12 protein-coding genes are annotated in these 15,869 nt (G+C 71.4%); 9 read left to right on the top strand and 3 right to left on the bottom strand.

From position 1 onward, the window contains the following. Positions 1-64: 64 nt before the first annotated feature. Together ACIRVH_RS30075 and ACIRVH_RS30070 are read right to left on the bottom strand one after the other, a co-directional pair. Positions 65-631: a tetratricopeptide repeat protein gene (locus tag ACIRVH_RS30075; RefSeq protein WP_403959485.1), complete on the bottom strand. Its 567-nt coding sequence runs from the start codon at positions 629-631 to the stop codon at positions 65-67. Then, positions 628-2,187, bottom strand: a complete 1,560-nt coding sequence (locus ACIRVH_RS30070) for an NB-ARC domain-containing protein (RefSeq protein WP_403959483.1) — start codon at positions 2,185-2,187, stop codon at positions 628-630. Before ACIRVH_RS30070 ends, ACIRVH_RS30075 begins: the two co-directional genes overlap by 4 nt. A gap of 526 nt (positions 2,188-2,713) precedes the next feature. Between ACIRVH_RS30070 and ACIRVH_RS30065 the strand changes: the two genes are divergently transcribed. Next, complete coding sequence (locus ACIRVH_RS30065; protein WP_403959770.1) at positions 2,714-3,811, top strand: PP2C family protein-serine/threonine phosphatase; 1,098 nt, start codon at positions 2,714-2,716, stop codon at positions 3,809-3,811. A 183-nt stretch (positions 3,812-3,994) separates the two neighbouring features. On the opposite strand, the gene ACIRVH_RS30060 is transcribed toward ACIRVH_RS30065, so the two are convergent. Further along, on the bottom strand, positions 3,995-5,743 hold the full coding sequence (locus tag ACIRVH_RS30060) for a dolichyl-phosphate-mannose--protein mannosyltransferase (RefSeq protein ID WP_403959480.1): 1,749 nt from the start codon (positions 5,741-5,743) through the stop codon (positions 3,995-3,997). A gap of 105 nt (positions 5,744-5,848) precedes the next feature. On the opposite strand from ACIRVH_RS30060, the gene rsmI reads away from it, so the two are divergent. From rsmI to ACIRVH_RS30020, 8 genes are all read left to right on the top strand, one after another. Next, the gene (gene rsmI / locus ACIRVH_RS30055; protein ID WP_403959477.1) at positions 5,849-6,697 is read left to right on the top strand and encodes a 16S rRNA (cytidine(1402)-2'-O)-methyltransferase; all 849 of its coding nucleotides are present in this window, start codon (positions 5,849-5,851) and stop codon (positions 6,695-6,697) included. Positions 6,698-7,061: 364 nt separating this feature from the next. Next, positions 7,062-7,475: a hypothetical protein gene (locus tag ACIRVH_RS30050; protein WP_403959474.1), complete on the top strand. Its 414-nt coding sequence runs from the start codon at positions 7,062-7,064 to the stop codon at positions 7,473-7,475. Between the two features lie 47 nt (positions 7,476-7,522). Beyond that, positions 7,523-8,401, top strand: coding sequence for a TatD family hydrolase (locus tag ACIRVH_RS30045; protein ID WP_403959471.1), 879 nt, complete (start codon positions 7,523-7,525; stop codon positions 8,399-8,401). Between the two features lie 114 nt (positions 8,402-8,515). Beyond that, entirely contained in the window at positions 8,516-9,880 is a 1,365-nt protein-coding gene (locus ACIRVH_RS30040) for a ubiquitin-like domain-containing protein (RefSeq protein WP_403959468.1), read from the top strand. Between the two features lie 68 nt (positions 9,881-9,948). After that, the gene (gene rsmA, locus ACIRVH_RS30035; protein ID WP_403959465.1) at positions 9,949-10,818 is read left to right on the top strand and encodes a 16S rRNA (adenine(1518)-N(6)/adenine(1519)-N(6))-dimethyltransferase RsmA; all 870 of its coding nucleotides are present in this window, start codon (positions 9,949-9,951) and stop codon (positions 10,816-10,818) included. After that, positions 10,815-11,714: a 4-(cytidine 5'-diphospho)-2-C-methyl-D-erythritol kinase gene (locus ACIRVH_RS30030; protein WP_403959462.1), complete on the top strand. Its 900-nt coding sequence runs from the start codon at positions 10,815-10,817 to the stop codon at positions 11,712-11,714. The genes rsmA and ACIRVH_RS30030 overlap by 4 nt, the downstream gene beginning before the upstream one ends. 81 nt (positions 11,715-11,795) lie before the next feature. After that, on the top strand, positions 11,796-13,604 hold the full coding sequence (locus tag ACIRVH_RS30025) for an ABC-F family ATP-binding cassette domain-containing protein (protein ID WP_403959459.1): 1,809 nt from the start codon (positions 11,796-11,798) through the stop codon (positions 13,602-13,604). A 235-nt stretch (positions 13,605-13,839) separates the two neighbouring features. Continuing rightward, positions 13,840-15,627: a PQQ-binding-like beta-propeller repeat protein gene (locus tag ACIRVH_RS30020; protein WP_403959456.1), complete on the top strand. Its 1,788-nt coding sequence runs from the start codon at positions 13,840-13,842 to the stop codon at positions 15,625-15,627. Positions 15,628-15,869: the final 242 nt, after the last annotated feature.

Here is a 15,869-nt window from a genome sequence, read left to right as displayed (position 1 = left end):
TACGCCAATACCCCGCAACCCATGTGCCCAGCCCGTCAGGCTCGGCGGCGGATCCTGCCAGCCTTCAGGCTTGGGGTGTCTCTCCCGCCTTTCCCCGCCAGTAGGCGAGCTGGCTGCGGGCGGCCAGGGTGTCGGGGTGGTCGGGGCCCTGCACTCGAACTTGGTCGGGCAGTAGCTGCTCGTACGCGGCTGCGGCGCCGGCTGTGTCTCCCGCCTCCCCCCGCCGGTAGGCGAGGTGGCTGCGGGTGGTCAGGGTGTAGGGGTGGTCTGCACCTAGCACCCGCAGCTGGTCGGCCAGTAGTTGCTCGTACGCGGCTGTGGCGCCGGACGTGTCTCCCGCCTCCCCTCGCAAGTGGGCGAGGTTGTTGCGGGTGGTCAGGGTGTGGGGGTGGTCGGGGCCCTGCACCCGAACTTGGCCGGGCAGCAGCTGCTCGTACGCGGCTGCGGCGCCGGCTGCGTCTCCCGCCTCCCCCCGCCGGTGGGCGAGGTGGCTGCGGGTGGCCAGAGTGTCGGGGTGGTCTGCACCCAGCACCCGCAGTCGGTCGGCCAGCAGCTGCTCGTACGCGGCTGCGGCGCCGGCTGCGTCTCCCGCCTCCCCCCGCCAGTGGGCGAGGTCGCTGCGGGTGGTCAAGGTGTCGGGGTGGTCTTCACCCTGCACCCGCAGCTGGTCGGCCAGCAGCTGCTCGAAGGCGGCTGCGGCACCGGCCGCATCTCCCGCCTCCCCCCCCGCCACCGGGCGAGGCTGTTGCGGGTGGCCAGGGTGTCGGGGTCGTCTTCACCCTGCACCCGCAGTCGGTCGGCCAGCAGCTGTTCGAGCGAGGCTGCGGCTCCGGCCGCGTTTCCCGCCTCTCCCTGCCAGTGGGCGAGGTTGTGGCGGGCGGTCAGGGTGTCGGGGTGGTCGCGGCCGAGGCGGTGGCCGGTGGTTTCGGTCAGGCGTTGGAAGTGTGCTGTGGCGGCGGTGACCTGGCCGGCTTGGCCGAGGCTTCGTCCGGCCAGGTACAGCACCGTATGCGCGTCGGGCTGGTACAGGGCGTCTTCGGCGGTGCGGGTGAGAGCGGTGGTATTGGCGCGCAGGGCCTGGGCGAGTTCGGTGTCGCGTTCGATGGCGGGCCAGGCGATGGTGAGGGCGTCGGCGGTGGTGCGGGCGAGGTGGTCGTGCTGGTCGGGGGTGAGCGTGTCACGGGTGGCGCGCTGGATGAGCTGGTGAACACGGACGGCCTGGTGGGGGGTGGCGGGGGTGTGGTCGATGAGGCTGAGCCGATCCAGCGCCCGCATTGCACCGACCGCCTCGTCCGCAGTGACAGACACGGGAGTCTTGCGGTGCCGGGTCAGGTGGGCGAGGGCGGGGGCGCTGGTCAGAATCGTTTCGGGGATGCCGTTGGGGCTGAGGAACGCGGCGAGCTGGAGCATCGGGCGGGCCAGGCCCACCGGGCGCAGGGTGTCGGCGCGGTCGACGGACAGTGACCAGGCTGCCGCTGCGGTCTGGGTCTGGCCGTCGGGCAGGACCTCGGGGGCGGCATCAGTGAGAGAGGCGCTACGGTCGGCCAGCATCCCCCGATAGGCACCGGCTCTGATGCCGGCGTCGATGAGGTAGGCAGCGGCTTGCGACAGCGCGAGCGGCAGGTGCCCTAAGTCCTGGGCGAGCGCGGCGAGCTGTTCGCCTGGCTCGTGGCGCTTACGTGCGCCGAGTGTGGCGGTGAGGTAGGCGAGGGATTCTGCCTCGGTGAACAGTCCGACCTTGATCAGATGGCCGGCCAGGGCGGCGTCCTGGCGGCGGGTGGTGACCAGGGTCCGGCCGTGCGGGCTGGCGGGCGGCCACAACCCGTTCAGGTCGGTGGGGTCGGTAACGTCGTCGAGGACGACCAGCCACCGGCACGGCGTCGCGTTTGCCTTGGGTTCCAGCCAGGCCAGGAAGGCGCGGGCGGCCGTCTCCCGGTCCGCGGGATCGGCGCCCAGGATCTCCACCGCAGCCTGCGCATACCCGGAGGCGGCCGCGGTCGCATTGCCCGCGGTGATCCACACCAGCACGTCCAACTCACCGGCCTGCAAGGCCGTACGGGCGTAGTCCGCGGCCAGCTGGGTCTTGCCCACCCCGCCCATCCCGGCCAGCACCTGACCGTGCACCGTGTCCTGCCCCACCAGGACCGCAGCCCGTCCACCCGTGAGCGCCTCACGCAGCCGAACCACTTCCGCGCGGGTCTGGAAACAGCCCGCCCGCGGCGGGATCACCCCCACCTGATGCGGCCACCCGGCCGCAGGCCTCCGGGCCCCGTAGTAGTGATGGTGGTCGCTCCTGCCAGTGACCGGGCCGGTGAACAAACCGTCACGGAAATCGACGTGATCCCCGCCCTCAGCGCCGTACCGCGCCTCCCCGCCCGCCACCAAAACCCCCTCGAACACGGTCGGATCCAGCACCCCGACCGTACCCGCGCACCCGCCCCGGCCACCGGCTGTTCGCGACACGGAGCAGACCTGGAACAGACGCTGATTCCTCCAGGCATCCCCCAGCAGCGGCACGCAGGGGCAAACCTGCAGGTCACGGATAGCGGACTTAGCCTGCTGTAGACGGGCTGGGCCAGTCCTCGTACTGCCCAGGGTGGCTGACTGGGTGGAGCCGTGGGTTACAGCGAGGCACCCTTGGTGCATGGGGTCGCTCTTGCGTTCACCCTCGCTGCCAGGAGCAGGCGGTCATAACCGGGTCCTCTTCACACTGATGCAGTGTGTGCCCTATCTGATCGCGCTGGCCGTGCTGGTCATCGAGCTCACGCCTGCGCACTTCATCTATACCGGCCCCTTTCTCACCGCGGTGCCGGCGCTGGCGGCAGTGACGCTGGGGCCCAAGGGCACCACCGCGGCGGCGGTCCTGGCGCTGGCGATCAGCGTGACCACTGCGACCTACAACGGGGCATGGGGCACCCTGCAGGTCTACAGCAACTTCCTGGCTCTGATCTTGGTCTCCGTGGCCGGCTTCATTACGAGCCGCGCCATGCAGGAGCGCAGGCAGGAAGAGCTTGACCGGGTCCGCCGCATCGCCGTGGCGGCCCAGGAGGTCGTGCTGCGGCCCGTGCCCGCGCGCCTGGGCCCGCTGCGGGTCGGCAGCCTTTGCCTTGCCGCCGGGACCGGGGCACGGGTGGGCGGTGATCTGTACGAGGCCGTGCAGACGCGGTACGGCGTCCGGATGATCGTCGGGGATGTCCGGGGCAAGGGGCTGTCCGCGGTGCGAGCCGTCGCGGTGGCACTGGGCGCGTTCCGGGAAGCCGTGCACTATGAGGAGGACCTGGCGGAGGTCATGAACCGCTGCGCGGCTGCGCTGCGACGGGAGGTCGCCGTGCCGGGTGCGTATGGTCAGGAGGTTCTGCTGGAAGGGTTCACCACGGCGCTCATCGCGCAGGTGTCGGACGAACCCGTGGTGCAGCTGGTGAACCGTGGGCATCCGCCCCCGCTGCTGCTGCACCAGGGCAGGGCTACCCCGCTGATGCCGAGCTTGCCGTCGCCGCCTCTTGGCCTCGAAGACCTCATCGCCGGCCTCCCCGAGAAGCCTGAAAGCTACGCGTTCATCCCTGGTGACCGTTTGCTGCTGTACACCGACGGTGTGATCGAGGCCCGCAACCGCGACAGCGAATTCTTCGCTCTGCCGGAGGCCATGGAGGGGCTGGGCGTCGGCCCCACCCCGCCGGACTTCCTGGAGCAACTGCACCAGGCGTTGATCCGCCACACTGACGGCGACTTGGCAGACGATGTGGCGATGATTCTGGCTGACCGGCTCACCGACCTACCAGAGTCACCTTCCGGTGGGGCAGACGTGGAGTGACCGTCGTTGTCGGCTGCGAAACCGCAGCTCGAGGGTCGTCCCCCTGCACGGATGCAAATCTGCCGACTCATCTCGCCGGGCCGTCTCCGGGCCGTCCGAGGGCGGCCGGCGACGGCCAATGACGACCAGCATCGACCACGAGGGCACGGCCGCCGGCCGTGCCCTCGTGCAAGGTCTACGCAGCTAGACCCAGGTGTCCAGCCACATCCGCGACCGCCAGCTGTCGATCGGGATCGCCTGGCCCGTGTACAGCGGCCAGAAGTAGATGAAGTTCCACGCGATCAGCAGGACCAGGACGCCCGCTGCCGATGCGCCGATCACGCGGCGGGTCTCGGTGGAGCCCGGTGGGCCGATGATCGCGCCGATCAGCATGGCCACCGCGAGGCACAGGAACGGCAGGAAGACGACCGCGTAGAAGAGGAAGATCGTCCGCTCCTGGTACATGAACCAGGGCAGGTAGCCGGCCGCGATCCCGCAGGCGATGGCGCCGGCCCGCCAGTCGCGGCGCAGCAGCCAGCGCCACAGCACGTACAGGAGCGCGAAGCAGGCCGCCCACCACAGCAGTGGCGTGCCGATGGCCAGCACCTCCCGGGCGCACTTCTGGCCGGCGTCGCCGGGGCAGCCGTCGGCGCCGGGGGAGGGGGACTCGTAGAAGTACGACACCGGGCGGCCCAGCACGATCCAGCTCCACGGGTTGGACTGGTAGGTGTGCGGGGACGACAGCCCGATGTGGAACTTGTACACCTCGTGCTCGTAGTGCCACAGACTGCGCAGCCAGTCCGGCAGGAAGGTCCAGGTGCCGCCTCTGCCGTCCGTCGCCGCCCAGTTGCGGAAGTAGCCGCCGGTGCCGTTGGACGGGGAGAGGATCCAGCCGGTCCAGGAGACCAGGTAGACGGTGAGCGCCACCGGCCAGGTCGCGAGGAACGTGATGCCGGTGTCGTACTTGAGCGCCGCGATGAACGGGTGCCGGGCGCCGGCCGTCTTGCGGGCGCCCGCGTCCCACAGGACCGCCATCACGAAGAACGCGGCCAGGACGTACAGGCCGTTCCACTTCGTGCCGATGGCCAGGCCCAGCATCAGCCCGGCGCCCCAGCGCCAGGGCCGCCAGCCGAAGCGGAAGGTGTCGCCGACGTCCTCGTCGGGGCGTACCCGGCCGTCGGGTCCGGCCGGCAGCGCGGCGGCGAGTTTCTCCCGTGACCTGTCCCTGTCGACCACCAGGCAGCCGAACGCGGCCACGACGAAGAACATCAGCACGCCGTCGAGCAGCGAGGTCCGGCTCATCACGAAGTGCAGGCCGTCCACCGCCATCAGCGCGCCCGCCAGACAGCCGAGGAACGTCGAGCGGAACATCCGGCGGCCGATCCGGCACAGCAGCAGGACGGAGAGCGTCCCCAGCAGCGCCGTCATGAACCGCCAGCCGAACGGGTCGAACCCGAACATCAGCTCGCCCAGACCGATGACGTACTTGCCCACCGGCGGGTGCACGACGTACGCCGCGTCCGTGGGGATCGCGAGATGGCCGTGGGTCTGCAGCACCAGGTCGTTGGCGTTCTTGTCCCAGTTGACCTCGTACCCGCGGTGGACGAGCGCCCAGGCGTCCTTGGCGTAGTAGGTCTCGTCGAATATCACCGCGCGCGGGCTGCCCAGGTTCCAGAACCGCATCAGGCCCGCCATCAGCGTCACCAGCAGCGGACCGACCCAGCCCGACCAGCGGGTGATCCGTTCCGCCAGGACCGGTGGGACGCCCAGCGCCTGCCACAGGCGCGGACTCGGCTCGGCGTACGGCGGCACGAGCCGGTCGCGTACGTCGCCCGAGGGAGCGTCCTTGGCGGGCGTGTAGCCGAATCGGCGCAGCCGCTGCTGCCACGACGGCCGCTGGTCGTGCGGTGCCTGGCCCTGCCGGAGGTCCGTGGAGGACGCGGTACTGGTCACCGCGCCATCGTAGGGAACCGTTCTGTGTGAGTCCCGTGCATGTGAGGTACCGGTCGGGATGCGGTCGCTTTCCCCCCTCCTCGCCGGCCCTGGGAGGATGGGGGCGTGACTGGAACCCTTGTCCTGGCAGGTACCCCCATCGGTGACATCGCGGACGCGCCGCCCCGGCTGGCCGAGGAGCTGGCGGGCGCCGACGTCGTCGCCGCCGAGGACACACGGCGGCTGCGCCGGCTCACCCAGGCGCTGGGCGTGACCCCCAAGGGCCGCGTGGTGTCGTACTTCGAGGGCAACGAGGCCGCCCGCACCCCCGAGCTGGTCGAGGAACTGCTCGGCGGCGCGCGCGTGCTGCTCGTCACGGACGCGGGGATGCCGTCGGTCTCCGACCCGGGATACCGGCTGGTCGCGGCCGCCGTGGAGAAGGACATCCGGGTCACCGCCGTCCCGGGGCCGTCCGCCGTGCTCACCGCCCTCGCCCTGTCCGGGCTGCCCGTCGACCGGTTCTGCTTCGAGGGCTTCCTGCCGCGCAAGGCGGGGGAGCGGCTGTCCCGGCTGCGCGAGGTCGCCGGAGAGCGGCGGACGCTCGTCTACTTCGAGGCCCCGCACCGGCTCGACGACACCCTCGCCGCGATGGCCGAGGTCTTCGGCGCGGAGCGGCGGGCCGCCGTCTGCCGTGAGCTGACCAAGACGTACGAGGAGGTGCGGCGGGGGCCGCTGGACGAGCTGGCGCGGTGGGCCGCCGAGGGGGTCCGCGGGGAGATCACCGTCGTGGTGGAGGGTGCGCCTGAATCCGGTCCCGAGGAACTCGACGCGGCGGAGCTGGTTCGCCGGGTGCGGGATCGCGAGGAGGCGGGGGAGCGGCGCAAGGAGGCCATCGCCGCGGTGGCGGCGGAGGCCGGGCTGCAGAAGAGGGTTGTTTTCGACGCGGTCGTTGCGGCGAAACGCTCCGCCGGGTGAGGCGGCTGTCCGGGGAGCGCCGTGGGGGTTCGGTTCGTGGCGGGCTGACGGTATGCCGTAGCTGGTCGCGCCCACGCGACGGAGCCGCATGTCGATACGGCCCCGCGCCCCTTTCGGGGCGCTTCCCTCGGCCTACTGAATAGCCCTCTGAGCAGGGGCGTTCTCGGTTGAGCATGCGCCCCATGCGAGGGCAAAGGGCTGGCGCCGAAAGCAAAGACCAGACCCCCTGCCCGGGGCCGATTTGGCAAGCGACGTCCAAATCGCCTCCAACACTCGACAGGCCTGCTGCATTCGCTCTGGTGAAGGCGTCCACTGGTCGAAGGGACGCACCCGTCCCTCGTCCAGCGGAACAAGAGGAGCTGGCATGAGCGAGATCGCAGGGCAGACCGGCCTCCGCGGTACGGCCACAGCCGTCGTTCACGAGTCGTACTCGTTCGCCTGCATGCGATGCGGGCACGGCTGGGAGCAGTCGTACGAGATAGAGCACCACACGGACGCCGACGGCCACGAGTTCGTGATGTACGTGGCCGACGGGCAGGTCGTGCCGTCCCCGCTGAGCCGGCCGACGTGCCAGAACTGCGACGGCCACGTCGTACGGATCATGCGGCCGGGGCAGGTGTCGTCGGTACGCAGCGCGGCGCAGCACCACCAGGCACCGCGTGCCGAGGCGCCGCAGACCGAGGCACCGCAGGCGGCGGAGACGGCCGCGCGGGCCAAGGACCACCACCACTGGCATCTGTCCGATCTCCTGCACCCGTTCCACCGCAGGGCGAGCTGAGCGCATCGCCGACGTTCGAACGCATGCTCCTTTCGTAGGATCGGGGCATGCCTTCGAACGCCGACAAGAACGCGGCACCGCCGCTCCCGGAGCCCCTCCGGGTGCCCGTCGCCGACTCCCACACCCACCTCGACATGCAGTCCGGCACCGTCGAGGAGGGCCTCGCGAAGGCCGCGTCGGTGGGGGTGACGACGGTCGTCCAGGTCGGCTGCGACATCAAGGGCTCGCAGTGGGCCGCCGAGACGGCCGCCGCGTACGAGAGCGTCCACGCGACCGTCGCCCTGCACCCCAACGAGGCCCCGCGGATCGTCCACGGCGACCCCGACGGCTGGTCCCGGCAGGGCGCCCGGCAGCCGGGCGGTGACGCCGCGCTGGACGACGCCCTCGCCGAGATCGACCGGCTGGCCGGTCTGCCCCAGGTGAGGGGCGTCGGCGAGACGGGGCTGGACCACTTCCGCACCGGGCCCGAGGGCAAGGCCGCCCAGGAGCGGTCCTTCCGCGCCCACATCGAGATCGCCAAGCGGCACGGCAAGGCTCTCGTCATCCACGACCGCGACGCGCACGCCGACGTCCTGCGCGTCCTGAAGGAGGAGGGCGCCCCCGAGCGCACCGTCTTCCACTGCTACTCGGGCGACGCCGAGATGGCCGAGATCTGCGCCCGCGAGGGCTACTTCATGTCCTTCGCCGGCAACGTCACCTTCAAGAACGCCCAGAACCTCCGGGACGCCCTCGCCGTCGCCCCGCTGGAGCTGGTCCTCGTGGAGACCGACGCGCCCTTCCTGACCCCGGCGCCCTACCGTGGACGGCCCAACGCCCCGTATCTGGTTCCGGTCACGGTGCGCGCGATGGCCGCCGTGCGCGGTATCGACGAGGACACCCTGGCGACCGCCCTGGGCGCGAACACCGCACGCGCCTTCGACTACTGACCGCAGATTCGGCGCGCAACAGTACGTAGTCGCGTCGCTTTGGACAGTGACATCCGCTCCGCTAGGTTCTGGGGGCCCGATCCGGACCCCTCTGGCCTTCTGGAGCGTGTCGGCGTGAGCAAGCCGCAGTACGAGACGTACGACCCGTACGGCCATGACGCCTCCGTGCACACCGCGGAGACGCTGCCCTACGGGATGTACGAGGACACCTACCGGCCCGCCTACGAGGCCGAGGCGTACTTCGTCACCGAGCCGGTGCTGCCGCTGCCGCGGCAGGCGGCGAGCGTGTCCCACGTTCCCGAACCGGTGATTCCGGAGTCCGCCGAGCCCGAAGAGGCGGTCGGGCGGGCGGTGCGCCGGCGCAGGGCGCGCTCCGCCGAGCGCCCGGAGTCCGCGATGCGCCGTCTGCTGCCGCAGGCGCTGGTCGTCGCCTTCCTGGCCGGCGGCACCACCGCCTTCGTCGCCAAGGACAAGGCGATCGAGCTGAGTGTCGACGGCGAACCGCGCACGCTGCACACCTTCGCCGACGACGTGTCGGAGCTGCTGGCCGAGGAGGGCGTGCGCGTGGGAGCCCACGACGTGGTCGCGCCCGCCCCCGGGGCGGCGCTCGCCAGCGGTGACGAGGTCGCCGTGCGCTACGGGCGCCCCGTACGGCTCACGCTGGACGGCCGGCGGCGCGAGGTCTGGACGACGGCCCACACGGTGGACGAGGCGCTCCGGGAGCTGGGGGTGCGCGCGGAGGGCGCGTACCTGTCGGCCTCGCGTTCCCGGAGCATCGGGCGTGCCGGGCTCGCGCTGGACGTGCGCACCGAGCGCGCGGTCACGATCATGGCGGACGGCCGCACCCGCACCATCCGCACCAACGCCGCCACCGTCCGCGAGGCCGTCGAGGAGGCCGGCATCACCCTGCACGGCCAGGACACCACCTCCGTCCCGGCGGACAGCTTCCCGCGCGACGGGCAGACGGTGACCGTGCTGCGGGTGACCGGGATCAGGGAGGTGCGCGAGGAGCAGATCCCCTTCGGGGTCGAGCGGACCGAGGACTCGTCCCTCTTCAAGGGCACCGAGGTCGTCGAACGGCCCGGACAGCCCGGGCTGCGCCGGGTCACCTACCTCCTGCGCACCGTCAACGGCGTCCAGGAGAAGCCGCGCAAGGAGAAGTCCGAGGTGGTGCGGGGGCCGCTGGAGCAGTTGGTGAAGGTGGGCACCAAGCCCCGGCCGAAGTCCGTGCAGGGCACCGACCACCTCAACTGGCACGGGCTGGCCGCGTGCGAGTCCGGCGGCCGTCCGCACGCGGTGGACCCGTCGGGGAACTACGGCGGGCTCTACCAGTTCGACACACACACCTGGCACAGCCTCGGCGGCAGCGGGCGTCCGCAGGACGCGACGGTGGAGGAGCAGACGTTCCGTGCGAAGAAGCTGTACGTACGCGCCGGCGCCAGTCCTTGGCCGCACTGCGGGGCTCGGCTGCACAGGTAGCCGGAGTCGCAGCACCGTCGGCCGATGCCCTGGCAACCACCGCATCCACACCCCCGTACCCTTGTCCCGTGAGCAGCCCCACCCCCGACGCCCTCCTCGGCCCCGCCGACATCCGTGAGCTCGCGGCAGCGCTCGGTGTCCGTCCCACCAAGCAGCGCGGCCAGAACTTCGTGATCGACGCCAACACGGTCCGCCGTATCGTCCGTACCGCCGAGGTCCGCCCCGACGACGTGGTCGTCGAGGTCGGCCCGGGGCTCGGCTCCCTCACGCTCGCGCTGCTGGAGGTCGCCGACCGGGTCACCGCCGTCGAGATCGACGACGTGCTGGCCGGCGCGCTGCCCTCGACCATCGCCGCGCGCATGCCGGAGCGCGCCGAGCGGTTCGCGCTGGTGCACTCCGACGCGATGCACGTCGCCGAACTGCCAGGACCGCCGCCGACGGCCCTGGTGGCGAACCTGCCGTACAACGTGGCCGTGCCGGTGCTGCTGCACATGCTCGACACCTTCCCGAGCATCGAGCGGACGCTCGTGATGGTGCAGTCCGAGGTCGCCGACCGGCTGGCCGCCGCGCCCGGCTCCAAGGTGTACGGCGTCCCGTCCGTGAAGGCCAACTGGTACGCCGACGTGAAGCGGGCCGGGGCCATCGGGCGCAACGTCTTCTGGCCCGCGCCGAACGTCGACAGCGGGCTCGTCTCGCTCGTCCGGCGGACCGAGCCCCTCAAGACGACGGCCTCGAAGCGCGAGGTCTTCGCGGTCGTCGACGCGGCGTTCGCGCAGCGGCGGAAGACCCTGCGCGCGGCGCTCGCCGGATGGGCCGGGTCCGCCCCGGCCGCCGAGGCGGCGCTGGTCGCGGCCGGGATCTCGCCGCAGGCGCGCGGGGAGGCACTGACGGTCGAGGAGTTCGCCCGGATCGCCGAGCACAAGGAGGCGGGCAAGTGAGCGTGACGGTACGGGTACCGGCGAAGGTCAACGTCCAGCTCGCGGTGGGTGCCGCCCGCCCCGACGGGTTCCACGACCTGGCCAACGTGTTCCTCGCGGTCGGTCTGTACGACGAGGTCACCGTCACGCCGGCGGACGAGCTCCGCATCACCTGCGAGGGGCCGGACGCGAGCCAGGTTCCCCTGGACGGCACCAACCTCGCCGCGCGCGCGGCCGTCGCGCTCGCCGAGCGCCGGGGCATCGAGCCGGCCGTGCACATCCACATCGCCAAGGACATCCCGGTCGCGGGCGGCATGGCGGGCGGCAGTGCGGACGGAGCGGGTGCGCTCGTCGCGTGCAACACGCTCTGGGGCGCCGGCGCCTCCCGTGCCGAACTGCTCGCCATCTGCGCCGATCTCGGCAGCGACGTGCCGTTCAGCCTGGTCGGGGGCGCGGCCCTCGGTGTCGGGCGCGGTGAGCAGCTGACCGTCCTGGAGGTCGGCGGCACCTTCCACTGGGTGTTCGCGATGGCCGAGCGCGGGCTGTCCACCCCGGCGGTCTTCCGTGAGTTCGACCGTCTCGCCGAGGGCCGTACGATCCCCGAGCCGACCGCCTCCGCCGACCTGCTCGACGCGCTCGCCAAGGGCGACCCCGAAGCGCTCGCGGCCGCCGTCTCCAACGATCTGCAGCCCGCCGCGCTCTCCCTCTTCCCGGCGCTGGCCGACACCCTCGACGCGGGTCGTGGCGCGGGCGCGCTCACCGCGCTCGTCTCCGGTTCGGGCCCCACGACGGCCTTCCTCGCCCGCGACGCGGAGTCCGCGTCGAAGGTCGCCGAGGCCCTGCGGGCTTCCGGCACCTGCCGCACGGTGCGCACGGCGACGGCACCCGCGTCCGGCGCGACCGTACTGCCTGCCTGAGGGCGCTGACCTGCGGCGGGAAGGGGCACGGCCGCCGCCGACTACGCTGGAAGGTCGATCCGTCCCCCTGGCAGGAGTGAAATGGCCGTCAACCTGGTCAATGTCGAGAACGTCAGCAAGGTGTACGGGACCCGTGCCCTGCTGGACGGCGTCTCGCTCGGTGTGTCCGAGGGCGACCGGATCGGTGTGGTGGGCCGCAACGGCGACGGCAAGACCACGCTCATCCGGATGCTCGCCAAGCTGGAGGAGGCGGACACCGGACGCGTCACCCACTCCGGCGGGCTGCGCCTCGGCGTGCTCACCCAGCACGACTCCCTCGACCCCGCCGCCACCGTCCGCCACGAGGTCATCGGCGACATGGCCGACCACGAGTGGGCCGGCAACGCCAAGGTCAGGGACGTGCTCACCGGGCTGTTCGGCGGGCTCGACCTGCCCGGTTTCCCGAAGGGGCTCGACACCGTCATCGGGCCGCTCTCCGGTGGTGAGCGGCGCCGTATCGCGCTCGCCAAGCTGCTCATCGAGGAACAGGACCTGATCGTCCTCGACGAGCCCACCAACCATCTCGACGTCGAGGGCATCTCCTGGCTCGCCCGGCACCTGCCAAGCCGCCGCTCGGCGCTGGTCTGCGTGACGCACGACCGCTGGTTCCTCGACCAGGTCTGCACCCGCATGTGGGACGTGCAGCGCGGCGACGTCTACGAGTACGAGGGCGGCTACTCCGACTACGTCTTCGCGCGCGCGGAGCGTGAGCGGATCGCCGCGACCGAGGAGGCCAAGCGGCAGAACCTCATCCGCAAGGAGCTGGCCTGGCTGCGTCGCGGGGCGCCCGCGCGTACCTCCAAGCCGCGCTTCAGGGTGGAGGCCGCCAACGAGCTGATCGCGGACGTGCCGCCGCCCCGGGACAGCAGCGAGCTGATGAAGTTCGCCTCCTCCCGCCTCGGCAAGACGGTCTTCGATCTGGAGAACGTCACCGTGCAGGCCGGACCCAAGGTGCTGCTCAAGCACGTCACCTGGCAGCTCGGCCCCGGCGACCGCATCGGCCTCGTCGGCGTCAACGGCTCCGGCAAGACCTCCCTGCTGCGGGCCATGGCCGAGGCGGCGCGGACCGAGGGCGAGACGCAGCCGGCGGGCGGCCGGGTCGCGGTCGGGAAGACCGTCAAGCTCGCCTACCTCTCCCAGGAGGTCGCCGAACTCGACCCCGCAGTGCGGGTCCTGGAGGCCGTGCAGCAGGTCCGGGAGCGCGTCGACCTCGGCAAGGGGCGCGAGCTGACCGCCGGCCAGCTGTGCGAGACGTTCGGCTTCAGCAAGGAGAAGCAGTGGACGCCGGTCGGCGACCTGTCCGGTGGTGAGCGCCGGCGTCTGCAGCTGCTGCGCCTGCTCATGGACGAGCCCAACGTCCTCTTCCTCGACGAGCCCACCAACGACCTCGACATCGAGACCCTCACCCAGCTGGAGGACGTCCTCGACGGCTGGCCCGGCTCGATGATCGTCATCTCCCACGACCGGTTCTTCGTGGAGCGCACCACGGACCGGGTGTTCGCCCTCCTCGGCGACGGCGCCCTGCGGATGCTGCCGCGCGGCATCGACGAGTACCTGGAGCGGCGTCAGCGGATGGAGGAAGCGGTCGCCGCACAGTCCGCCGCCACGGCGCCCAAGCCGGACACGTCGGAGAAGAGCGCCGCCGACCAGCGCGCCGCCAAGAAGGAACTCCAGCGGATCGAGCGCCAGTTGGACAAGGTCTCCGAGAAGGAGTCCAAGCTGCACGCCCAGATCGCCGAGAACGCCACGGACTTCGCGAAGGTCGCCGAACTGGACGGCCAGTTGCGCGATCTGGCCACGGAGCGCGAGGAACTGGAGCTGCGCTGGCTGGAACTGGCGGAGGACGCCTGACCTCTCACGCATCTCGGGCAGGGGGCGCGTGCGCTGCGTGAAGGGGGCGTGAAGGCGCATAACGACGGCGTCACGGGCCGGTTCTCCCTTGGGAACAGGGGAGGGCACGGCCCCGTCTGCTGTCAGTCCTTGGTGATAGAAAGAGCCGTCTGAGAACTTTCTGAGTACGACCTTGGGTCCGTGAACGAACCTCAGGGCGTGGCTAAAAATCAGTGAACGAGGGGGAAGAGCGCTGATGACTCAGCCGCCCAACCAGCCACCGCAGGGTGGCTTCGGAGCACCGCAGGACCAGCCGCCGTACGGTGGCGGATTCGGAGCCCCGCAGTCGCCGCCGCCTCCGGCGGCCCAGCCGCCGGCCCAGCCTCCTCAACCTCCGCAGCCCCAGCCCGGCTACGGCTACCCGCAGCAGCCCGGTCCCTACGCCCAGCCCGGCCCGTACGGAGCCCCCGGCGCACCCGGAGCCGGCGCGCCGGGCCCGTACGGCCAGCCCCCGCAGCCCGGGCCTTATGCCGCCCAGCCCGGCTACGGCTATCCGCAGCAGCCGCCCCAGTTCCCGGGCGCGCCCGGCACCGTGCCCGGTGCCCCCTACGGCGGGAAGCCGTCGTCCAAGGGGCGGACGGCGCTGATCATCGGTGCCGCGGTGGCCGCGCTGGCCGTCATCGGCGGCACCGTCTACGCGGTCACGAGCGGGGACGGTGGCGACAAGAAGCCGGTCGCCCACAAGAGCGACGACGGCAAGCAGTCCTCCGGCGACCCGGTCAACCCCGGTGACGGCAGCGGCAACGGCGGTGCGGACCCGGAGAACCTCAACGACGGCCGCAAGCCCGGCGAGGCGACGGTGCTCTGGTACAAGACCGCACCCGACGCCCCCGGTTCCGGCGCCGACGCACCCGGCATGTGGATCACCGGCAAGACGGCGGTGAAGGCGGCGTACAAGCAGCTCGTCGCCTACAACGTCGGCAACGGCAACCCGACCTGGAACCCGATCTCCTTCCCGCAGAAGATCTGCGCGGTCACCCCGGAGAAGTCCGCCGACGACAAGATCGTCGTGGCGTACATGAGCGGCGTCACTGACCGCGCCAAGTGCAACCAGATCCAGCAGATCGACCTGAACACCGGCAAGAAGGGCTGGAGCGGCGAGGTCGCCGACGGCGCGCTGTTCGACAGCGCGATCAGCATCGAACTGACCATCAGCGGAAAGACGCTGATGGTGGGCCGTTCGCAGTCGGGCACGGCGTTCGACCTCGAGACCGGCCACAAGCTGTTCGACAAGAAGAAGTACGGCACGGACTGCTTCCCGACCGCGTTCGCGGGCGGCACGGGCCGGCTGGTCCAGGTGGCCTCCTGCGGCGCCGGCGGCGGCAACGCGCACGACGAGATCCAGGAACTCGACCCGGCCAGCGGCAAGGTGAAGTGGACGCAGCCGGTCAAGAAGGGCTGGACGGTCGCGCGGACGTACTCCCTCGACCCGCTGGTGGTCTATCTGACCAACGAGAGCAAGAAGGCCTGGAACATCTCCACCTTCACCAAGGACGGCAAGTTCCGCTCGGAGGTCAAGGTGAACGAGAAGTTCGCCCCGCACTGCGGCTGGGCGATCCTCGAACGCGACCTGCAGGGCTGCCAGGGCGTCGCCGTCGACGGCGACACGCTCTACCTGCCCACCGACACCACGAGCGGCGCCAACGAGATCGTCGCCATCAGCCTGGCCAACGGCAAGCAGAAGTGGCGCGTCAAGTCCCCCGCGGACGAGTCGATGTCCCCGCTGCGGACCGAGGGCGGCAAGCTGATCGCGTACGTGCACCCGTCGTACGAGGCGGGCGGCCAGATCGTGTCGATCCCGACCTCCGGCGGCTCGCACACCCCGGCCAAGGTGCTGCAGAACCCGGCGGGCACCGCGGAGATCGAGGACGGCTTCTTCGACGGTGACGTCCAGTGGGCCGACGGGCGTTTCTTCATCTCCTCCACCCGGCTGTCCGGCAACGACGACTCGAAGGAGAAGCTGATGATGGCCTTCGGCAAGTGAGTCCCGGCCCGTCTCCCGTCCTCCTTCCGCCGTCCGGCCCCGACAGCTTCACCGAGGTACCTCCGTCATGACCCAGCCGCCTCCTCCGCCCCCCAACCAGCCGCCGAACCAGCCCCCGCAGCAGGGGGGCTTCGGCCCGCCCCAGCCGCCGGCACCTCAGCCGCCGCAGCCCCAGCCCGGCTACGGCTATCCCCAGGCACCCCAGCCGCCCCAGGCCCCGCAGCCCGGCTACGGCTACCCGC

Source organism: Streptomyces sp. NPDC101165, assembly GCF_044768135.1.
In the GTDB taxonomy this organism is placed as follows: domain Bacteria; phylum Actinomycetota; class Actinomycetes; order Streptomycetales; family Streptomycetaceae; genus Streptomyces.
The sequence above is the reverse complement of the archived record's forward strand: the minus strand, read 5'-3'. Positions and strand labels throughout refer to the sequence as shown.

Coding starts and splice junctions, on each gene's coding strand:
- ACIRVH_RS30065 (WP_403959770.1), top strand. CDS start 2,714: ATGCAGTGTGTGCCCTATCTGATCGCGCTGGCCGTGCTGGTCATCGAG.
- ACIRVH_RS30050 (WP_403959474.1), top strand. CDS start 7,062: ATGAGCGAGATCGCAGGGCAGACCGGCCTCCGCGGTACGGCCACAGCC.
- ACIRVH_RS30045 (WP_403959471.1), top strand. CDS start 7,523: ATGCCTTCGAACGCCGACAAGAACGCGGCACCGCCGCTCCCGGAGCCC.
- ACIRVH_RS30025 (WP_403959459.1), top strand. CDS start 11,796: ATGGCCGTCAACCTGGTCAATGTCGAGAACGTCAGCAAGGTGTACGGG.
- ACIRVH_RS30020 (WP_403959456.1), top strand. CDS start 13,840: ATGACTCAGCCGCCCAACCAGCCACCGCAGGGTGGCTTCGGAGCACCG.